Origin of the sequence: Sphingomonas sp. TX0543 (assembly GCF_048565505.1) — a bacterium.
Classification (GTDB): domain Bacteria; phylum Pseudomonadota; class Alphaproteobacteria; order Sphingomonadales; family Sphingomonadaceae; genus Sphingomonas.
On sequence record NZ_JBLZUS010000002.1, the window covers coordinates 331596 to 352144 of the forward strand.

Sequence of the window (20549 nt, forward strand, 5' to 3'; positions counted from 1 at the left end):
TTTCAGTAGGGATCGAGATCGGCGTTGGTGTGCCGCTGGGTGGCGAAGTCGTATTGCGCCTGGATCACGGCGCTGCGCAGATCCGCGTAGGCTTTCGCGGCGGTGGTGAACCCGCACCAATCGATGCGATCGACGATATCGTGCCAGACGACGGCCGGGTCGTTGCGGGCGATGCCTAGATCGGCGAGCACCTCGGTCAGGAGCGAGAGCGCGATCGTGGAGTTGGGCACGACATTCTTCTGGCGCATGGGGACAATCTGCAGTCGGTCGACCAGCGGCGAGGGTAGGTTGGACGGGTCCGAGCACTGGATGAACCAGCTTACCTCACCCAGGTCGGCGCTGGTGGCGATCCGGTCCTCGCGCCAGGCGCGCCCAAGCATCGGGTCGACCATTGCCACCAAGGCCATCGCGGCATCGGCATTGTGCTCAGCACCAACCACGGTGACGACCGGATTGGCGCATCGCGTCGCGGCCATCGCAGTCACGACAGGCGACACCCATAGGGCTTCGTTGATCTCGCCCGATGCCGACACATTCATCGCGATGACAGGGTCGGACAGGTTTAGGATCACGTGCGGCACGCCCGCGGCGGATGCGAGCATCCGCGCGGCGTGGGTGCGCCCGGAGCCGGCATGTCCAACCAATGCCGTCGCGGGCATCTTGAACCACGGCCGTTCCGCCGCGAGATGGTCGTCACAGGCGTCGGCGACCGCGTCGATGAAATCGCGCTGCCAGTCATGACCGAGGTCGAACGCGATGCCGCCGGGGCCGAGGCGGTCACCGCCCATCAGCGCGAACGGCTCACCGAGGCCGAGCGGCGGTGTGGACGCGGCCGTCGAGTGGCCGACGATCATCGCCGGCGTCGCGGGCTCGAACGGAGCGGGGAGCGTGTTCACTCGCCGCGCCACATTCTCAGCGGCCGCAGGCCGCCGGCAACGCGACCCTCCTTTTTCAGCCGTGCCTCGGTTTCGAACATCTCGTCGACCAGCCGCTTCTCGAGGGCGTGGTCGCCGTTCGCTGCGGCATAGGCGAGGTATTCGCGGAAATGCGGCTTCTGCCAGCGCAGCCAGTCGCACATCCGGTCGCGTTCGCTGCGGCCATCGAAGCGGATCGACCATTCGGGCGCGTTATCGCTGGCGCGCTCGAGATCGAGATAGAAACGGCCCTTACGCTCGCGGATGTAGAGATGGATTGTGCGGCGGGCCGCGGCTTTCTTGCGGCGACGCTCGGCATCCTCGATCGCCTCCTTGCGGGCCTTGCAGGCGATCACCGCGATGATCGGGTCGAGCGGCGCGGCGCCCAAGGTGAGCACTAGCCGGCCCCAGAATTCCAGCCTGTCGGCCTGTTCCTTCGCCATGGCGAGGATCGCCGTGCATTCGGCGCGCGAATCGAACACACCAGACCAGATGCGCACGGTGGAATTGGTGCCGGGGCGCTCGAACAGGAGCGCGACGCCATTTCTTGCGTCGAGATCGCGCACCATGCGAAATGCAATCGGACGAATGCGGGCCGGTTTGAGCGCGACCCGCTCCGCCGCGTCCGCATGCATCCGTTCAAACAGTCCCATGACCTCTCACACTCGTTATGTAGAGAGCTGTGTATAATCCTAAACACTTCGCGTCAAGAGAAATAGAGAACTCTCTATCTGATCGCTGTTCTTGCTCCGCGACGGTTGGCACGGCACGCAGGCGCTGTGAGCGGGCATGCACAACCACCGGCGATTCGATTGGGCTATGAGGAGGCGACGACGCTGCTCATGGCGGCGCTCGAGCAGCCGGAAAGCGCGCGCTCAGCATTTCAGGCGCGAATACGCCAGCTGCAGCGGATCGGGCTGCTGAAGAAGCCCGACGGCAAAGCCTATGAGCGTTTCAGCTACGGCCTGGTCGAACTCGCAGCCCTAGCAACCGCTTTCCGCTTGATGGCGGCGTTCATGCTGCCGATCGTTGCGGTCCGATATGTGAGCGAGCGGTGGGCTGACTTCATCCCTGCGCTTGTCGCCGGGCTGGGGCCTGACCATGCGCGCAGCCGCTGGGGCGAAGGTCAGCCACTCGACGCCAGCTTCGTGGCGATTGAAGGAGTGGCGTTGGCGCGTCTCGGACAGAAGGCGGCGAGCGACACGCGCTACGACGGGCCACTCGGACTGATCACCTGCCACCCGGACAACGACGCCCTAAGCAAGGTATGGGGCGAGACGACGCGGCAGGGCATCGTTTTCGACACGCGGCCGTATATGTCGGCGCTGATTACGAACCTCGCCACGCTCGAAACGGTGAGCGAGGAGCAGGTTGCGGACGAAATTGACCGGCTCCGGTTCAGCGCGCTTTAGCAGCGAAATGCGGGTAACCTAGAGTTCCTGAAGCCTCGCCCGCTCGGCGTGCGTAAGGTTCCAGGGCCTCGCCGGATCCGCGTCGATGGGAACTGCGCGCATGGCAGCCTCCGGAACAGGTTGCAGGGTCGTGAAATCGCAATCGAAGCCAATCATCACCCCCGCACCGCGATTGGCGACACTGCTGATGAGCGGATCGTAGGCCGACAGAAACGGGTGGGCGATGACATCGCTTAATCGCACCGGAATGTTGCGCGACGACAAACGCTCCTCGATCTCCACGATCAGAGTCTCTGGAAGCGTCGTGGCTTCAACGACGATATGTGGGTGCGGCCGATCGGTGAAATAACAGCGTGGCGTGTTCGCCAACGTCAGGGAGCCGGTCAAAGCGCCGCCGTACAAACCTGCGTGCAACGCCATGTTCCGGCCTTCGATGTCCGCAAACACGGCCACTCTATCGGCGATGACCAGCTTCGACTTTCGGTCCTTTTGCCCCCATCGCGCATGGGGGATCAGCTCCTTCTCAACGCCAGCCCAAGCGACCCACTCCGCGATCGGCCGAAGGGCGCAAAGGGTCCAGAGCGGGAAGGTATCCGGAGATATGTCAGCCGCCGTCACCATCGCGATGACGCGTTGAATGCGAGTGATCGATGCGACCCGGCTCTTCAAAAAGGCGAACTGAACCGGCAGGGACGGATCGGTCGGGTCGAGATCCAGGCGTTCGTCGGCGATCCTGACCGATACAGACGCCTGATTTCGCTGGATGATGGCGATGTCGCTTGCGCTCGGGGTCGCGCAGGCGGCGACGATGCTGCGGGCACGCTCCTCGATGATCCCCAGGTCCATGAAGTTACTCATCGCCACATGCCCCGCTCGATGCCGGCGACCGGTTCCGCGTCGCGGGATCGGGATCCCAAACGCGGCCCGACGCACCGCAGAACAGCCGCCGCGGCTGTTCGAACTCCGCGCGGATCGAATGCGTGTCGTATTCGAACCTCGAGTATGCATGTGAGATCACCATGTCGTCCGACAGCACCGGATGCTCGACAAGCTGGGTGATCGGTCGTCCGCGCATTGCCGTGAGCACGGTGTCTGGCGCGGAGCGCCCTAAAATCTCTATCGAGTTTCGATTCCATCTGAAGTTGGGATTTGATTCATCCCAGCCGTGACACCTGACGTGACCATCGGTCGTCCAGATGGTCAGCGCTTGCGACAGCCAGAGTGGTATCTCCGACTGTTCACCCCGGAGGATCTTTGCGACGTCGCCATATTGGGCGGCGGCGTTCAGCACCAGTTGATCGACCCAGCCGTCCGCTCCCTGCCGCGCCAGTTCGGCCTTCCGGGCGAAGCGTAAATCTTGCTGCGGTGACGCGAGTTCGGCCTCAAGGCTGTCGGGGTCCGTGGTCTCCAGTGTTTCGATGGAAGGTCGAAGTTTGTCGTCGAGGCAACGGAACCTCAACCCGAAGGTCACACCATCTCGCGGCAGCCAGAATTCGGTATAGATGATGCGGATATCAACGAGTGTTTCGTAGACGCCGCCGGCCCAATATTCAGCGAACGCCTTGCGGGCTCGCACGCGCAGGTCGTGCAAAACGTCGGCAAGAGCACCAAAGCCGAACGCTGCAAGATCCTTGACGCCTTCGCCTACGAGAAAGGCTACGGAGCCTGCCTGGTTCTCCAGCGCGTCAGGATCGCGTCCCTCCTCATCGACCGATTGGTATCTGACGGCCAGGATGGCGCCGGGCGCAAGCTCGACCTCGACCTCGAAATCATGCAGGTCGCGAAGACCGGCGCCGATGCGGATCGACCGGACGATCGGACGCGGATCGCTGAACGCGACCAACTTCCTTTCGATGTCATCCAGGATTTCAAGCGCGAGATCCGACGCGCTTTGCCTACCATATTCCCTACGCCATATATTCACGATCCGTGACTCCATCAGCCGCCGCCACGGGCGGCAGCCGCGTCTTCCTCGATCAAACGCTCGCGCGCTTCGCACATCAGGACCGGGTTATCATTGGAGACCCAGGACACGTACCGGTGTTCGTTGCAGTAACAGCGCAGGCCCTTCACGGTCAGATACCAATCCCGGGCAGGACAGGTCGCGCAGGCCGGCCACGGATCGGGACGATGCTTGTCCGACAGCTGCGCGAGCACGACGCTGTCGTCCTTCCCGATCAGCTGCTGGATCTCGCCGAACGAGCAGATCCGCGTTTCCCTAGCCATCGCGTCTCTCCGAGAGCTGTCAGACATCGCGGTCGAACCAGGTCTTGAGAACCTCGGCGAAGCGGTCGTGGATGAGCTTTGCGAACTCCAGCCGGTAGCTGGGATGCAGCTCGAGCATGGGCTTGACCTTGATCGCGAACCCGCCGCGATGGTCGGGCTGGACGGTGGCGATCACCTTGTCGTGGCGGTTGCGCACCTCGAACGGCCTGATCTCGGCCTTGTTGGCGGCCGCCGCCTTGAGCTCGGCGGCGACGCGGGTTGCCGCATAGCCCTTGCTTGCGATGAGGCCGGCGCGCTCGATGAGGCGGGCGCGGGTTTCGTCGTTCTCGATCAGCGGCGCGAGCTCGATCCACTGGGTGAGGCTGATCGCACGGCGATCGGGGAAAGCATCGAGGATCGCGGCCGGCGCCTTCTGGAACGCCAGCCCCCGGTTCATCGTGCTCTTGTCAACACCGACCATCTTGGCGAGCGCGGCTTCGGTCTTGACGATGCCGTCGCCCAGCATTCGGGACCATCCGTCGGACAGATCCCACAGGCTGACCGGCACGGCTTCGCGGTCGTCGCGGTAGGCGATGCCGATCGCGGCGTCGCGCGGGAGATCCGTGTGCATACGGATGCGCAATTCGACCCCGGCGACGATACACGCCTCCCGGCGCCGCGACCCGGCAAACAGCTCGATAACGCCATCCTTGGCGGTCTCGCCGTGCGCGTCGTTGATCTGGCCGACCTCCTTGATTTCGTCGGCGAGAGCGGCGACACTGTCGGGCGAATGCGACGTCCGCGCGCGCGGGTTGAGCGACGAGAGCCGCACCGTCGCCGGATCGACATGGACGATCCGGGTGGTCGAGCGGAAGGAAGGAAGGGGAAGCTGGTTGGGCATCGCGTGTTCCTCGATTGGTGACAAGAATCGATCTGCCCGATGGGCGCTCGCCCTAGCGATGTAAGTCCCTGCAAATGCCGCGCGCAGGACCGTTGCCTCAGGGCACATGCGCATGATCTGCGGTAATCCCGGCTAGCCCGGTGAATAGCGGCACCAGAATGCGCGAGATCTCGCGGTCTGATCGGACCGCTGCATAGAGCGCGGGCGCGGCGTCGCGCATCATCACGACATGCCTGGCAATGAGGCCGGCATGCTGGACATTATTCAGCGCGAGTGGTGCCCACATCGGTGCGCCGTCGGCGAGCCAGCCATGGAGGTGACGGTCGATGTCGGGCCGGAACCATAGGGCGGGCACGAACAGCTGCGCGCTTGGCACGAGGCCGGGAAGCAAGGCGTCGCCGGTGAGCACTGCCGCCAGCGGCGCATCCTCCGAACGAATCTTCCCATCCTTGCTCGTCGTCCAGGTCCGCGCCCTGTCGATGAGCGCTCGTAGATGCACGCCGAGAGCCCCCATATTCGCGATCAGTGGCGACAGGTTGCGCCGGATTGAGTCCCCGGTGCTCTTCTTGCTGTCCGGAGTGTGGCGAGTGAACAGATCATCGGCGCGATTGAGCTCGATCATCCCCGTGGCGGCGACCACAGCGTCATCGGATGGCCATTCGTCGATCATGCCCGTTTCATCGACGTCGATCGACTTCAGCATCGAGCGCAGCAGTTCGCGGTTCGCAGCGCTTGGGGCGCCTGCCATGGCGGAAACAGTACGATGGAGTTCCTTCTCGTCGAATTCTGCCGTCATGGCTATGTCAAGCCCGAACCGCGGACCGCGAGCGTGGCCGGGAAAGATGTCGAACAGCGCGACGCGAAGCAGATCGATGAGTGTCAGCCCCATGTAGCGGGGCAGGTCCGTATCATAGTCGGTGATCGAATAGACCGGCTTGCCGCGCTCGGCGTCGGAAACCGTATTCGCCGTAGACGCATCGTTGAGACTGATGCGAAGATGCCATTCGGTGCTTCCCGCGACGGCAACAGGGATGGGGTGCAGGACGTCGAAGCTGCGGCCGCCGAGATATGCCTGCACCATGTGATGCGAATGCGCGCCCTCGGCGATGAGAAAGCCGGCGCGAGTGCGGGCCTGTACGGCGGCGTGAACGGCGGCGGGCGTGCCGCACGCCGCGAGACCCTCATTCGTATCGAGGCGCGGGGCGCCTTGTCGTTCATAGAGGCGCCGCATCAGCTCGAGTGCGATCTCGCGCGCGCGGGCTGCTTCGAACAGCTGGGCGATCGCGCCGAGTGGGCCGGCGAAGGTCAGCGGGAACGCTTCCGACGGTGCTGCCATCCATGGCAGGACGCGGTAGAGCCGGTCGAGCCGCCGGGTCACGATGAGTTTGTAGATGAGGTCCGTGCGGATACAATCGAGCAACGCTAGTCGCGCTGCGCGATCGGTCAGTCCGAGGCGGCCAAGGCCGATCCGAGTCGCGATGGGCCATGCCGTGTGCTCGAGCGTATTGCCGAGGCCGGCGCAGATGAGCCGGTCCAACCCGGCGTTTGCGGCGCTCAACCCGGCCTCGATATCGGCATGCCTGGCGGGCGCCCTTGCAACCTTTGCCTTCGTCTTCAGCACGTGTACCAGTCGGCGGATGCGCTCACCGATCGCCTCGCTGGCAACGGTGAACATCGCCGTTGCCTGGATGATCCGGCGTGCGACCTCCAGGGCGCCGCCGATCCGCGCGCGTTCAGCTTTGGCCGTCGCGGCGCGATCGGCTTCCGATATTCGGGCGCAGTAAAGCTCCAGGTCGGCCACCAGCAGGGCGCGGGCCTCCTTCACGGCATTGCGGTGCCGGATGGTGTGCACCTCGCCGGACGTGATTGCTTCGTCGCAAATCCGATCGAACGCCGCAATGAGATCGATCAGCGCATGGCCGACCGGAACCGCACCGCTCGCGGTCGCAAGCCCGAGCACCTCCTGCGCTTGATCATGTGCAACCCACATGGCGCGGACGGCGGCTGCGGCCTGACGCTCCGCCATGCTGAGGGCTCCTTCCGCGCCGCCACGCTTCAGCCGGTCGAGAAAGTCGACCGCCCAGCCGATCTGCCATCCGGCGAGCTTCCAAAGGGCGGCGGGTGCGTAGCGAAACCCGGTGACGTCGTAGAGCCACGACAGGATGGCATCGCGGCTCTGGGCCTGCGCGATGGATGCGGCCGCGTCGGCGCTGCCGGCTACGGGACCGCATCGATCGAGATACGCGGTGATCTCAGGTTCGCGCGTGCCGACAATCGCGGCCCCAGGCCACGAGACGGGGTCGGCACCAAGTTCACGATGCGGAAGCAGCGCCAGCTTGAGATTGGTACCCGGCGCGACCTTGGCGATCTGATCGTCCGATGCCGTGCCATCGGCTCGCAACACCCCAGGGAGCGTGATCCCGGAGCGATGAGCAAGCCCTTCGATATCTGTGCGGCTGTCACGATCGAATGCGCGGTCCGGCGTCATGGCGCACCGCCTTCACGCAGCTGCTGAACCAGCACCCAGCCGGCCAGGATATTCTCACGGCTCTTCTCGGCGCCATCCCACTGATCGACGATCGCGCGGAGGTCTTGATAGCGGTTGTAGAGCTTCACGATCTCCTCCTCCCGCGAAACGAGGAGATCGGGACGCGTGGCGTCGAACCCGGCATAGACCTTATCGAGCATCCGCGCGGTATTCGCGAGATCGTTGCGATACAGCGTGATGTCAGTGACCGTGCGCTCCGCGCCGTCGATCGTGATGTTGATCGCAGTCATTCTTCCTCCTCCCTGGTAAAGCGGATGTTGGCGTCATGGTCGTCGAGCCAGCCGGCGGCGTGGCCGCGCGTGCGCTCCGTCGGCACCGCGATGTTCTTCGCGCGGGCCGTCGTGACCGCGAGGTGGCCCTGCCGCGACAGCGGCGGTTTCCAGCGCCACCGGCGATCGGGCGTCGCGGCCTGGTGCGCAGCGAAGCGGCGGCAGTCGTCCCGATAGCGGGTCTCGGCATCATCGTGGAGCGCTGCGGCGCCGATCCGGGCGAGGCGCTGTCCGCCCATATCGATGACGGCAGGCAGCATGGCGCCGAACCGCTGGTCCAACTGGTTGACCGCGGCATTCTCGAACCCGCGCTTGAGCGTGGCGGTCGATAGCGCGAAGAGCCCGCGATGCGCGGCGGCGTGATCCGGCCTCAGCCCGAACGCTTTCGCCGGCTGGCCGAGCCCGAGCTTGGGGTGCTTGAGCCAGTAGCCCTCGATGGCGCCTCGCTTGAGGAGATGAGATTGCTCGCACCACGCGAAGCCCGCGACCTCGAGCATCGCGTCAGCCTCGCAGGCATGGCGCAGGCGAACCAGCAGGCAGGCGGGATCGTCGCCGGGGTCGGCCGGTGCTTTCTCCAGGCGGTCGAGCGCCTCGCGCCAGTCGAGGTCGTAGAACCCAGCGACGGCGAGGATGTGCGCGGATCCGAACCCCTTGTCGGCGAGCATCCCGCCGTGAACATAGGCCGGATAGTTCGGGTGGTAGCCAAGCGACGCGAACTCGGCGTCGAGCGCGACGATCCGATCCAGCGCGGTCTGACGGCTTGCAGCCAGGTGGGCGATGTCGCGATCAATCGCCGCGAGCAAGTCGCGGGCGTCGGCGGGCGTAGCGTGGTCGGATATGACGAAATCTCCTTCGAGATTCGTCTTCGACGCTGCGGGTTTTGGTAGCGATGTAAGTCCGGCCGCGGGCATTCGCCGGGCGGCCGTTCGTGGCGGTCCTGCCAAATAGTGATGCGTGATCATCGGGCGGCCCGGCTCCTGTGCCGGACGGGGTTGCCCAACCCCGAGCTTATGGGAGATGGTCCGGCTCGTGCACAGGTGAATCTTCACCGCACGTCATTTTTCGGTCGCGACCGCGACTTGAATGCCGTGACGAAGCTGTCGAGAAGCCGGACTTACATGGGTTGAATCCGCTCGATCGGCCAGACTGGCCGGCATGGACCGTTGTCATCACTCGTTGGCCGACCATCGACCGTGTCGCCCGGCGAAGACGTATGCATCGGCGTGGATGGAGGTGGCGGCTCGTTTCGGTTCGATAACGAACCGCCGTGGGCAGACACGTAATGGGAGCGGGGTTTCAGATTTAGGGCGGGGGGCGCATTAAATGAATTCGCCTTCGTCGAATTCGGGCGGCTCCGCCGGCCCTGTTCCACCCCCGCCCCCGATAGAAGTGTTCGTCGTCCTGCCGGACGGCAGTTGCACCCCTGCAACCTCGGCTACGCTCAAAATCGTGCTTCGCCAGGCTCGCTCGGAAGCGACCAAACAGCGCCGGTTGGCGGCCAAGGAGAAAGCCGACGAGTTGCAGCGCAACCTCGAAGATCGCGCGGCGGCCAGGCGGTTTCTGCAGGAGCTTGCCGAGATTGATCGCGAGAGTCGCCGGATGGCGGCAACACTGCGTGCCAAGGTCAAGGCCGACCGGCCGGCACCGCAGACATCAGACGTCGTGAAGCGCGTCACGATGCCGCCGTCGCGCAAGCCGATCTCGATGACGACGATCCCGTCGTCTTGGGTGATCGACGATTTCGGAATGCGCGGCGTTCACTACAGCCAAAGCTATATCGGGCGGAAATCGCCCGGCTTCTATCGTGGTGCCGCGCGAGACCGCTGGCTCTACGAAGCACGCGATGAGGCCGTGCTACGTGACGCCGAGGGCGAGCCGATCATCATCGCCAATCTCGGCGACGACCTCGATGAAATTAGCGCCGCGTGGCAGGCGATCGAAGATGCGACAACACGCAAGAACGGCAAGATCCAGATCCGCCTCATCGTGGCGCTGGATGCTGACGCCAGCGATGCCGAAAAGGCCGCGGCGCTCAACCATTTCTGCAAGACGGTGCTCGAACCTCTGGGTCTGCCGTACAGCGCGGTGATCCATCGCGCGCCCGACGGCGGCGATAGCCGTAACGTCCATGCGCACATCCTCACCAACTTTCGTCCGACGACACGCATCGAGCCCTATTGCTGGTCGTTCGCTGATCATGTCCGCGGCGAGCTCGACGGCCGCGACGGGGTGCAGATGCTGCGGCATTTGTGGGCGCATTCGATGTCGGAAGCCGCGGAAAAGGCGCAGCGTAATATGCGCTACACGGGTTTGGGTTACGGTGCGCGCGGCCTCAACCTCGAGGCTGGCGAGCACCTCAATGAGGCCAGGAGCGCGATGGCTCGCCGCGGCAAGACCGTGTGGGCTTACGAGCGCAACCGGATCAAGAACGCGCGCAATGCGCTGCGCCGGTCGATCCACGACGCCGACAAGAAGATCGCTGCGCTTACGCAGTTGCGTGACGCCGCCATCGCGGAGATGCGGGCGCGGGAGGCTGAAGCGAGAGCGCCGCGAAAGCTCGTGCACGCGAATGCTCCTCGCGTCCATATGCCGCTGATCGCGGCACCTGCTTCCAATTCCACGCAATCGCCGCGCCTCACAGCCTCCCAGCCCGAGTCATTCGCGAATCGTCTCAGCGCCGCTACAGTCGCGCCGACTGCGCCGCCTCCGATGATCCAAGACGCGCAACACGTTGGGAAGCGGCCGCTCCGGACTGCTGCCGGGCGATCAGCCACGCCGTCGATCCCGCTCATTGTGCCCAAGGACTTGCGGCAACCGTCCAGCATGGCTGCTGCAGGCCGCGAGATCGAAATGACGCGGGTGAGTGCCGCCCCAAGCGGTCAGCCTGTGACCGTGCGACCACCCCTGACCGCAGGTGCAGGGGGCACGCCGCGAACGACAACGCTCATTACCGCTCGGACGCTTGTGGCTACCGATAGGAAGGTTTCCAGCCAGCATTCCCACGACCGCAGGCTGTCCGTCGCCGACAAGGGAGCGCCCCCGTTTCCTCTGTTGTCACTACCCGGTGCCGCTCCAGCGCAACAGTCATCGTCTCAAGGCACCAGCCCAGCAAAAGTCCTCGAACCGTCAATAACAGCAGAGGCGCACATCACGCCGCTTGCGTCGCGGATGGGGGTAGACGGTGATGATGAGACGGTAATGCGGACGCGCAATTTGCTTGCCGCTCTGAACACCTGGCGTGAAGCCGATCGCGGCGTATCGCTCGTCGCGCCGGGTGCGGCTGGGCCGAAGAAAACGCGGGATTCGGAAGACCGGCGAGGCGATGCGGCTCATGGGTTGGGCACGCCGAACCCTGCGGCCGTGCCGCCGGCGGTTCGCACCTATCGTGGACGGCGGACGTTTGCGAAGAGTGCCGATAGGGGCCCGCAAAACACCCTCGATGTAATCCCCGATCGCGAATGGCTCGAGGATCATCCGCGCACCGAGTTCGATGATCGCGCCGTGCGGGCGCTCGAGCGTGATGAGCATCTGATCGACCGATTGCGCAGAGCGGATATCTATGTCGGCGATTTCAGGGACGGCTCGTTCGGAATCGATCCGCGCATGACCGGTGCCTTGGACGTCGATGACGACTGGCTCATGCAACGGCACGTTCAGCGCGCGCTAAGCGATTTCCGCAGCGAGCAACAGCAGGTGGTCGCCGCGCTCAGCGCAGAAGCGCAACTGCGCCCGCTGGCATTCAGCAAGACCGGCGTGCGGTTCTGGCCGAACGACCTCGACTTACAACTCAAACAGCGGGTCGATCGTTGGGCGCGGGACGAATTCTTTGGCAGCGACGTATTCGCCATCGAACTGGCGGTGCGCCAGGCCCATCGTGACAATGACGTGGCTGAGCAGCGTTCGAAGGCGCGGGCGCTTGCGAAGGCTGATGTCGCAACGATGGCGCCAGAGGACCGGCCCAAGGTGCCCCGACGCCGCAGTGATGACGGCGGCCTCGACGGTGTCCGCATCGTCGCCTTCTCCAAAAAGACGGGCAAGCCGACCAGACCACTGCTGATGCTAATACGCTATGCTGGAGAGTATCCCAACCGCATCGACGTGGCGCGCCGCTCGGGCCTTGAGGCCACAGACGATGTGCCGGAAACGATCCGGACATTACTCAAGGGATGGCAGCACGATCCTCGCGTGCGGCAGCTTGTCGTGGCGACGGTCAGCCTGAGCCGCGCGGCGAGCCGGCCGGTCTGGCCACTAGAGCTCAGCGCCGAAATGCGCGCAATCGTCACAAACGTGACGGCGCCGTCCTGGTCGCCTCAAGAGTTACACCTGTCGCGCTGAGACATCACGCATGCGACCGGCGTGGAAAAGCGCCGGCGTCGCCGAACGCCGTACAGGTCGGCCGCGCGTGCGACGCGCGGCCAGGAAGAGAGAAACGCTGGCGCTTGGGCTTGAGAACTGGAGGGTGAAGGAAAAGGGCATATGGCTCTTGGCCTTCCAGTTCTCCTGCCAAGGAGACTGTCATGAAATCTCAAATCTTGCCGCCTGTGATCCAGGCGGTTGGTATCGCCTGCGTACCCGTCGACGACATGCCGCCGGGCACCACGCTCGCGCGCAAGCCAGTGGCGGCGGCGATCGTCACGCTCGTCGAGCGCGACGACGGACACCGCGACGTTGCGATCAACTGCGTGACCGACGCCCGCGACATGGAATTCCCGCTGCCGGTGCTCGTCAACGACGCGCTGATCGCGGGCGTGCCGATCATCATTACCGAGGCGGATTGTGACGTCCTGGCCATCGATGCGACCTCCCGACGGTTCTTCAGCGAGCCTACGATCGGTGTGCTGGCCAAGGGACAGACGCTGATCGATCCGGTGGCGATGTTCGGTGCAGGGCATGACGAGGCGGCTCTGTGCCGGCGGCTGGGGATTCCGGCCAACCTCGTCCTCGACAGCGATGTGGCGCGGTATTGGAATCGCGATGCGCCGTTGGCGGTCGAGGACGTGGCGTTGGCCGCCGCCGTGTCGCGGGTGATCTTGTGGGCGCACGGCGCTTCATTTCTGCGTGGGTTTCCGGATGCGTTTTTCGAAACGCTCCTGCCGCTTCGTTTACGGCTGCTCGACATCGAGATCGAACGGCCCGGACTGAAGCCCCTGCTCGCCTCGCGCCCGTTCCATCGGGCGGCGTCATTCGCCAGCTATTACCGCGACTATTGCGTGAGGCGCGATGCGGGTGACGAGAGTCGATGGCTGACCTTCGAGGACGGCCAATCCTACGTCTGACATCCAACTTCATCAGTCACCCTCGACACGGCCCCGTTTCGGCGGGGCTGTGTCGTTTAGGAGAACGACCATGCACGACTGGCTGTCGCCTGACGCCGAGCGCGCTGCTGCGATCCTCGAAGCGCACCCCGACTATCGCGTCCTGCGATCCTTGCCGCCGTTAGATCTGGTGCCCCTGCCCGAACCGGAGGGAAAACTCCGCACCGCCGCGATCCTCGACACCGAGACCACCTCGCTCGACCCTGCCACCGGGCACATCATCGAGCTCGCGATCTGCCAGGTCAAATTCGATGCGCGTGGGCGCATCGTCGCGATCGGGCCGGCTCACGATTGGCTGGAAGATCCGGGCTATCCGTTACCGCGCGAGATCGTGCGGCTGACCAAGCTCACCGATGCGGATCTGGCAGGTCAGCGTATCGATGACGTAGCGGCGTTAGACTTGCTGTCGAATGCCGATCTGATCGTCGCGCATAACGCCAGTTTTGATGCCGTTTGGATCGAACGCCGGTATCCGGCGGTCGCCGGCAAACCGTGGTGCTGCTCGCTCAAGGACATCGATTGGCGTGGCTTTGGCTATGAAGGGCGTCAGCTCGGCGCGCTTCTGGCTGAGGTGGCTGGGTTCTTCAATGCACGCCACCGGGCAGATGCCGATGTCGCCGCCCTGGTCGCATTGCTCATCGCGATGTTGCCCTCGGGGCGCACGGCGTGCAGCGAGATGATCCTGTCCGCGCAGCGTCCGACCGTCCGCATCACGGCCGATGGCGCCCCGTTCGAGGTCAAGGACCGGCTCAAGGCGCGTGGCTATCGCTGGGATCCGACCATCCGCCGCTGGTGGAGCGAGGTGGCCGTTACGAACGCCGACGAAGAACAAGCCTGGCTGGCCGCCGAAGCGGCCTGCCACAATCCGACGATCGAGCCCCTCACCTGGCACCGACGCCACCGCGCCTGACCACCGAAACCATCACTTTTCACAAAATCCCGCAGCCACGCCCGCGGGAATCGCCGCGACGTGCGGCTATCACCCAAGGAGAAGACCTATGTTCAGCCTCTATCACGATCGTCCGTTCAACATTCGCTATGCGGTGCACCAGCAGAATGGCCGCTACACGCCCGAACTGCTGCGCACTCACCGCACGGCCCGCGCGTCGTGGCTCTATATTCATCGCCAGCATGGCATCGACTTGGTCGGGCCGACTCCCGATTGGTCGGTGCGAGACGACCTTGTTGCTTATGGCCGTTGCGCACCCGCCAGGGCAGCGAGCCATACATCGCTTGATGGCGTTGGATTGTGGGATCAGGCCGATGCCCATGCTGCGGCAATCAGGCCCGATGAACCTGTTCTCGCGCATGCGGTCGGCTCGTTGCCGATCGGCGAGGATGTCGCCAGCTGGCGCAACTTGATCGAAGGGTTCGCCGAAGACCATTTGACCTCGCAGGGTATGGCAGTCGACTGGGCAATTCACCACCGCGTTGGCACAAACGACACGCCCGAGATCCTGCCACACCTCCACATGTTGATCACGACGCGAGTATTCGATCCGTCACACGTAGACGTTGGACGGGTGCGTCAGAATTGGCTACGCACAGATAAGGCGCGCAAGTCGCTCACCGAGAAATGGTGGGCGCATTCAGGACTCGTGCCACGCAGCTACACAATTGCTGCGTAGATCGCGACTCGGCCGATTGGACCGGCAGCGAGCGCGGCGCACGACAGCAGGCCAGCGGCCGGTCTGACCTGTGTTCACAAAGTTGGCGGGACCTCCGCCGCAGGCTTACCCTTGCACCCAACCGACAGATGCTAACGTGGGTCAGGACCCATTGATGTGAGGGCTGCGATCTGATCAGGCTCCGAGAGGAGACTGGATATGAGCGACCTGTATTGGCTGACGGATGAGCAGATGGCGCGGCTTGCGCCGTATTTTCCCAAGAGCCACGGTCGGCCGCGGGTAGACGATCGAAGGGTGCTGAGCGGGATCATCTTCGTGAACCGCAACGGGCTGCGCTGGCGCGATGCGCCGAAGGATTATGGGCCGCACAAGACACTCTACAACCGCTGGAAGCGGTGGGGCGAGATGGGTGTGTTTACGCGGATCGTGGAAGGGCTGTCCTCCGCGGGCGCCGAGCGCCGGACGGTGATGATCGATGCCACCTATCTGAAGGCGCACCGCACGGCATCGAGCCTGGCGGCAAAAAGGGGGATCTTGGTCGCCTGATCGGTCGCACCAAAGGCGGCATGAACACCAAGCTTCATGCGATTACCGATGCCAACGGCCGTCCCTTGAGATTCTTCATGACCGCCGGCCAGGTCAGCGATTATATTGGCGCGGCGGCTCTGCTGGACGAGTTGCCGAAGGCGCAATGGCTGCTCGGCGACCGCGGCTATGATGCCGACTGGTTCAGGGACGCGCTGCAGGAGAAAGGCATAAAGCCCTGCATCCCGGGCCGAAAATCGCGCAACGAGCCCATTAAATACGACAAGCGCCGCTACCGTCGCCGTAACCGCATCGAGATCATGTTCGGCCGCCTCAAGGACTGGCGCCGCGTCGCCACACGCTACGATCGATGCCCGACCGCCTTCTTCTCCGCCATCGCGCTCGCTGCCACCGTCATCTTCTGGCTATGACCTATGAGATGGGGTGGTTGCCGCCCTCCCTGACGGCATCAAGTTGTGCCAGCATAGTTTTGGTTCAAGCTACGCGCAGAGAGGACGGCAACCATGAGTATCGATACGATGATTGGTGTGGACCTGGCAAAGTCTGTTTTCCAGATTCACGGGGCGTCGATGAACGGCGAGATACTGTTTCAACGCAAGCTGTCGCGGCAGGCCTTTAGCGTGTTCATGGCTCAACACTCAGCTGCCGTGGTCGTCATGGAGGCGTGCGGTAGTGCCCATTACTGGGCCCGTTTGTTGAGCGGATTTGGTCACGAGGTCAGGCTGATCGCGCCACGCTATGTGCGCCCATTTGTGAAGCGGCAGAAGAACGACGCAGCCGATGCCGAAGCGATTGTGGTGGCGGCTCAACGGCCCGAGATGCGCTTTGTCGAACCCAAGACCGTGGCTCAGCAGAGCGCGGCGATCCTGTATCGATCACGCCAGCGCCTGGTACGTCAGCGGACAGAGACAGTGAACGCCTTGCGGGCAGCCTTGTATGAGTTCGGGCACATCGTTCCTCAGGGTATTCAGCACGTCAGCCGCATTGGCGCGATCCTGGAGGCGCCCAATAGCGATTTGCCGCCTTTGATGCGCGAGGAGTGCCTCGCGATGCTCGATCAGGTCGCGGCGCTCAGTGGTTGGATTGATACAAAGACCGCAAAGATCAAGGAACTCGCAGCCACCACGCCGATATCGAAGCGATTGCAAACCATGCCTGGCGTCGGTCCGCTAGTGGCGATGGCAGTGGAGACCTTTGCGCCTGAAATGGCGACCTTTAACAATGGCCGCGACTTTGCGGCCTGGCTTGGATTGGTCCCGCGACAGTTTTCATCAGGCGGTAAGGAACGGCTTGGGCGGATCACCAAGGCTGGCCAGAGCGACATCCGGCAAATGCTGATCATTGGCGCGATGTCGCGATTGAATTGGATGGGACGCAAGTCGATCCCGGAAAGCTCATGGCTGGCACGCATGATGGCTCGCAAGCCGCGCATGCTGGTCGCCATCGCATTGGCTAACAAAATGGCACGCCAGATCTGGGCCATGCTGACCAAGAATGAAGATTACAGGAATCCGACGCCGGTCAAGGCTGCCTGATAAGGCAAACTTAGACAGGTTGGATGAAAGGGGTGTGAGAAGGCAACGACCCGAATGGGCAAAATGATCGAACAGATCTGGATCAGGAAAACCAGTTCAGGACTCTGAGTGATAAAGCTCGCCAATGAGATTTGGCCCTGATCCGCTGATCACCATACCGGCCAGCGGCCTTCGAAAGCGCCGTAATCAAGGCCTGACAGAAGACCGCACTCGATCACCAGTTCAGAAGGTCAAAACCCTCTTGCATCACGGGCGGCAACCACAGAAGTCCTGACCCTAGCGACCGCTTGGCTTGTTACGCTGGCGCACAAGCATGCTGAGGCTTCGCCGTCAGTGAGCCGGCCGCGCGCCAGCTGATTAGCCTATGGGCGTCGGGCTGGCCGTTCCGAGAAAGTGCGCGCTCGAAGATGACTCGATCGGCCCATTTTCCGGATGCAACTCGACTTACGACGCCGCTATCTTGTCCGTTCGACCCACCCCTGCTTCACAAGCTCCGCGCAAATTAAATAGACCGCGACGATGATGCCGAGGACAAGCGTGATGCGCCAAGGGGGCGTCACGAATCCGAACCAAGCGCCGGGCGGGGTAAACGGCAGGATCATGGCGACCGCCAGCGCGCCAAGCGACGACGCGGCGAGCCACGGCCGCGGCAGATCGCGCCAGGGTCGACCGTTGGTTCGGATGATGAAGATCACCAGGATCTGCGTCGCCATCGATTCGAGGAACCAGCCGGTCTGGAACTCGGGTGCGGCGGCATGGAACAGGAAGAGGAGGCCGCCAAACGTCAACATATCGAACAGTGACGAGAGCGGCCCCATGATCGCGGCGAACCGGACCAGCGCCTTCATGTCCCACACTTGCGGTCGCGCCACGGCTTCGGGACGGACGGAGTCGAAGGGGATGCCGATCTCCGATACGTCGTAGAGCAGGTTGTTGAGCAGAATCTGGGTCGGCAGCATCGGCAAGAAGGGCAGGAACAGCGACGCTGCTGCCATCGACAGCATGTTGCCGAAATTGGAGCTTGCACCCATCCGGACATATTTGAGGATGTTGGCGAAGGTCCGCCGCCCTTCCTCGACCCCGTCGGCGACGACCGCCAGATCGGAATCGAGCAGGATCATGTCGGCCGCTGCCTGTGCCACGCCGGTGGCGCCTGCGACCGACAGGCCGACGTCCGCCACTTTGAGCGCCGGCGCGTCGTTGATCCCGTCACCCAGATAGCCGACTATGGCCCCCTTGGCCTGAAGCGCCTTGACCAGTCGTGACTTCTGGTCCGGCGCGAGCCGACCATAAGCATCGACCGACTGCACTTGCACCGCCAGCGCGTCGTCGGAGAGATTGGCGATATCGGCGCCCGACAGGACATTTTCGGCGCCGAGCCCGACCAGGCCTGCAAGGCGCTTCACCACCACTGGATCGTCTCCGGACAGGATCTTCAACCGGATCCCGGCGGCAGCCAGCCGGGCGATGGCGGCCTTGGCGGTCGGCTTCGGCGGATCCTCGAAGGCACACAGTCCCTCGAAAACGAGTCCCGCTTCGTCGGGATCGGCAAGCTCGTGCGGGTCGCCGGTCCAGGCGCGGGATGCCACCGCGACGGCGCGCTGGCCTGCCTCCGCCAGCGTGGTGACGCGGGCAAGCGCCGCGGCACGCGCCGCGTCGTCCATGGCGGCGATGGCATCGCCGTTCCGGCTGGAGACGCAGAGCGCCAGCACCGCTTCCGGCGCGCCCTTGACGATGAGCAGCGCGCCTTCGGCGCCGCTCGCCAGTACCGACCCCAGGCGGCGCGTATAATCGAAGGCGCGGCGCTCGAGCGAGGCCCAGCCTTTCGCTGCATCGGTCGCGCAAGCGATCAGCGCGGCATCCATCGCCCCGCGGTCGCCGCCGAGCGTGGCCGCGATCGCGCCGAGGTGTGAGGCTCGCGGATCATCGCCGCCCGACGCGTTCAGGCTGCGCGCGAGGCGGATCTCGGCCGAGGTCAGCGTACCCGTCTTGTCGGTGCAGAAGATCGTCATCGCGCCGAGATCGTGGATCGAGGCGAGTCGCTTCACGATCACCTTGCGCTTGGCCATTCGCACCGCGCCGCGCGACAGGGTGACTGTGGTGATCATCGGCAACAACTCGGGCGTGAGCCCGACCGCGAGCGCCACGGCGAACAGCAGGGATTGCAGCAGCGGGCGACCGAAAAAGATATTGATAGCGAGGACCACCACGACCAGCGCGAGCGTCAGCCGGGCGGTGAGCAGGCCGTAAGCGCGAAGATCGCGCTGGAACGGTGACGGCACCTCGGTCTGGACGAGCGCCGTGGCAGCAGCGCCGAACAAGGTTGCCGAGCCCGTACCGACCACCAGCGCGACCGCTTCCCCGGTCTGGAGGACGGCACCCCGAAACAGCCCGCCGACCGCTTCGGCCGCGGTCGTGCCGGCCACCGCCCCCGGTTCCTTCTCGACAGGATAAGGCTCACCGGTGAGCGCGGCCTCGTTGACGGTACAGGCCGACGCGGTCAGCACCAGCGCGTCAGCCGGTATGATATCGCCCGCGCGTACCCGGATCACATCGCCGGGCACTACCGCCTCGACCGGCACCTGTACGAAATCGCCGTCGCGCTTCACCTCGGCCTTGAGCGCGACTGAGCGCCGCAGCACCTCGGCGGCTTGCTCGGCATGACCTTCCTGGAATGTGTCGAGACCGACCGAGAAGGCAAGGATGGCAACGATGATCGCGCCGCCGATCGCATCGCCCGTCGCGATCGAGACGACGCCCGCCGCCAGCAGGATCAGCGACAGTGGTTCAAGCAAACGGCGGAGGATCGCGCGGATCGGGCTGACCCGCCGATGCTTGGCATCCGCGTTCTCGCCAAAGCGCTTCAGCCGCTCGGCCGCTTCAGACGCGCTGAGGCCGTTCTGCGTACAGCCAAGAGCCTTGCTCTGGTCGTCAGTGGAAAGCGTCCAGAATGGCTTCTTGGCGTTTGCGTTGGAGAGGGGCGGCTGCACTGTCTTGGGCTGAACTGTAGCCATACGATCTCCCCACAAGCGGGAGCACAATTGTCTCTCAGTCGCCGGATGCCTGCAGGTGCCGCAGCGATAGCCTGAGCATAGGCTTGATCCCTGGCGGAAGCACGATCAAACTATATGGGTCGCGCTCGTCTTATCTCGGAAACATCGCTCGCTTAAGAGCGCGACAAAGCCCATTGCGGATAGGCTATGTCTCCTGACAGCGTCGTGGAGACCCTCGCAAACTGCGCCCGCCCGGCTCAACTGCCGAGCAACAACTGGTTCG

At 64.0% G+C, this 20549-nt stretch carries 17 protein-coding genes; 7 read left to right on the forward strand and 10 right to left on the reverse strand.

The genetic code is table 11. The features are described from left to right. Positions 1-2 precede the first annotated feature (2 nt). Together ACM61V_RS02175 and ACM61V_RS02180 are read right to left on the reverse strand one after the other, a co-directional pair. On the reverse strand, positions 3-896 hold the full coding sequence (locus ACM61V_RS02175; RefSeq protein WP_137785443.1) for a hypothetical protein: 894 nt from the start codon (positions 894-896) through the stop codon (positions 3-5). Continuing rightward, positions 893-1567 carry a hypothetical protein gene (locus tag ACM61V_RS02180; RefSeq protein WP_137785444.1) on the reverse strand — a complete coding sequence of 225 codons (675 nt, stop codon included), beginning with the start codon at positions 1565-1567 and terminating at the stop codon, positions 893-895. Before ACM61V_RS02180 ends, ACM61V_RS02175 begins: the two co-directional genes overlap by 4 nt. A 126-nt stretch (positions 1568-1693) precedes the next feature. Here ACM61V_RS02180 and ACM61V_RS02185 point away from each other — a divergent pair, with 126 nt between their 5' ends. Beyond that, positions 1694-2326, forward strand: a complete 633-nt coding sequence (locus ACM61V_RS02185; RefSeq protein ID WP_137785445.1) for a hypothetical protein — start codon at positions 1694-1696, stop codon at positions 2324-2326. Between the two features lie 18 nt (positions 2327-2344). Here the strand turns inward: ACM61V_RS02185 and ACM61V_RS02190 are convergent, their stop codons facing one another. The 7 genes from ACM61V_RS02190 to ACM61V_RS02220 form a co-directional block, all read right to left on the reverse strand. Further along, positions 2345-3172 carry a hypothetical protein gene (locus tag ACM61V_RS02190; protein WP_137785446.1) on the reverse strand — a complete coding sequence of 276 codons (828 nt, stop codon included), beginning with the start codon at positions 3170-3172 and terminating at the stop codon, positions 2345-2347. 4 nt (positions 3173-3176) lie between these two features. After that, positions 3177-4265: a hypothetical protein gene (locus ACM61V_RS02195; protein WP_137785447.1), complete on the reverse strand. Its 1089-nt coding sequence runs from the start codon at positions 4263-4265 to the stop codon at positions 3177-3179. Beyond that, positions 4265-4552, reverse strand: coding sequence for a hypothetical protein (locus ACM61V_RS02200; protein WP_137785448.1), 288 nt, complete (start codon positions 4550-4552; stop codon positions 4265-4267). Before ACM61V_RS02200 ends, ACM61V_RS02195 begins: the two co-directional genes overlap by 1 nt. Positions 4553-4571: 19 nt before the next feature. Beyond that, positions 4572-5432 carry a ParB/RepB/Spo0J family partition protein gene (locus ACM61V_RS02205; protein WP_171007469.1) on the reverse strand — a complete coding sequence of 287 codons (861 nt, stop codon included), beginning with the start codon at positions 5430-5432 and terminating at the stop codon, positions 4572-4574. Positions 5433-5529: 97 nt separating this feature from the next. After that, entirely contained in the window at positions 5530-7920 is a 2391-nt protein-coding gene (locus tag ACM61V_RS02210) for a hypothetical protein (protein ID WP_137785450.1), read from the reverse strand. Beyond that, complete coding sequence (locus ACM61V_RS02215; RefSeq protein ID WP_137785451.1) at positions 7917-8210, reverse strand: hypothetical protein; 294 nt, start codon at positions 8208-8210, stop codon at positions 7917-7919. The genes ACM61V_RS02210 and ACM61V_RS02215 overlap by 4 nt, the downstream gene beginning before the upstream one ends. Beyond that, positions 8207-9052, reverse strand: a complete 846-nt coding sequence (locus tag ACM61V_RS02220) for a hypothetical protein (protein WP_137785452.1) — start codon at positions 9050-9052, stop codon at positions 8207-8209. Before ACM61V_RS02220 ends, ACM61V_RS02215 begins: the two co-directional genes overlap by 4 nt. A 646-nt stretch (positions 9053-9698) precedes the next feature. Here ACM61V_RS02220 and ACM61V_RS02225 point away from each other — a divergent pair. From ACM61V_RS02225 to ACM61V_RS02250, 6 genes are all read left to right on the forward strand, one after another. Continuing rightward, entirely contained in the window at positions 9699-12584 is a 2886-nt protein-coding gene (locus ACM61V_RS02225) for a MobA/MobL family protein (protein ID WP_171007471.1), read from the forward strand. Between the two features lie 182 nt (positions 12585-12766). Next, on the forward strand, positions 12767-13525 hold the full coding sequence (locus tag ACM61V_RS02230; RefSeq protein ID WP_419713773.1) for a hypothetical protein: 759 nt from the start codon (positions 12767-12769) through the stop codon (positions 13523-13525). A gap of 70 nt (positions 13526-13595) precedes the next feature. Next, positions 13596-14474 (forward strand): 3'-5' exonuclease, encoded by an 879-nt coding sequence (locus ACM61V_RS02235; protein ID WP_137785455.1) that lies wholly within the window; start codon positions 13596-13598, stop codon positions 14472-14474. 88 nt (positions 14475-14562) lie between these two features. Further along, complete coding sequence (locus ACM61V_RS02240; protein WP_137785456.1) at positions 14563-15192, forward strand: MobA/MobL family protein; 630 nt, start codon at positions 14563-14565, stop codon at positions 15190-15192. A 198-nt stretch (positions 15193-15390) separates the two neighbouring features. Next, a protein-coding gene (locus ACM61V_RS02245; protein ID WP_137785457.1) for an IS5 family transposase occupies positions 15391-16148 on the forward strand; the annotation gives its coding sequence in 2 pieces (ribosomal slippage) (positions 15391-15712 and positions 15712-16148; 759 coding nt in all). 93 nt (positions 16149-16241) lie between these two features. Further along, the gene (locus tag ACM61V_RS02250; RefSeq protein WP_419713774.1) at positions 16242-17273 is read left to right on the forward strand and encodes an IS110 family transposase; all 1032 of its coding nucleotides are present in this window, start codon (positions 16242-16244) and stop codon (positions 17271-17273) included. A 455-nt stretch (positions 17274-17728) separates the two neighbouring features. On the opposite strand, the gene mgtA is transcribed toward ACM61V_RS02250, so the two are convergent. Continuing rightward, positions 17729-20287 (reverse strand): magnesium-translocating P-type ATPase, encoded by a 2559-nt coding sequence (gene mgtA / locus ACM61V_RS02255; protein WP_137785458.1) that lies wholly within the window; start codon positions 20285-20287, stop codon positions 17729-17731. Positions 20288-20549 lie beyond the last annotated feature (262 nt).

Coding starts and splice junctions, on each gene's coding strand:
- ACM61V_RS02180 (WP_137785444.1), bottom strand. CDS start 1,567: ATGGGACTGTTTGAACGGATGCATGCGGACGCGGCGGAGCGGGTCGCG.
- ACM61V_RS02190 (WP_137785446.1), bottom strand. CDS start 3,172: ATGGACCTGGGGATCATCGAGGAGCGTGCCCGCAGCATCGTCGCCGCC.
- ACM61V_RS02195 (WP_137785447.1), bottom strand. CDS start 4,265: ATGGAGTCACGGATCGTGAATATATGGCGTAGGGAATATGGTAGGCAA.
- ACM61V_RS02200 (WP_137785448.1), bottom strand. CDS start 4,552: ATGGCTAGGGAAACGCGGATCTGCTCGTTCGGCGAGATCCAGCAGCTG.
- ACM61V_RS02205 (WP_171007469.1), bottom strand. CDS start 5,432: ATGCCCAACCAGCTTCCCCTTCCTTCCTTCCGCTCGACCACCCGGATC.
- ACM61V_RS02210 (WP_137785450.1), bottom strand. CDS start 7,920: ATGACGCCGGACCGCGCATTCGATCGTGACAGCCGCACAGATATCGAA.
- ACM61V_RS02215 (WP_137785451.1), bottom strand. CDS start 8,210: ATGACTGCGATCAACATCACGATCGACGGCGCGGAGCGCACGGTCACT.
- ACM61V_RS02230 (WP_419713773.1), top strand. CDS start 12,767: ATGAAATCTCAAATCTTGCCGCCTGTGATCCAGGCGGTTGGTATCGCC.
- ACM61V_RS02235 (WP_137785455.1), top strand. CDS start 13,596: ATGCACGACTGGCTGTCGCCTGACGCCGAGCGCGCTGCTGCGATCCTC.
- ACM61V_RS02240 (WP_137785456.1), top strand. CDS start 14,563: ATGTTCAGCCTCTATCACGATCGTCCGTTCAACATTCGCTATGCGGTG.
- ACM61V_RS02250 (WP_419713774.1), top strand. CDS start 16,242: ATGAGTATCGATACGATGATTGGTGTGGACCTGGCAAAGTCTGTTTTC.
- mgtA (WP_137785458.1), bottom strand. CDS start 20,287: ATGGCTACAGTTCAGCCCAAGACAGTGCAGCCGCCCCTCTCCAACGCA.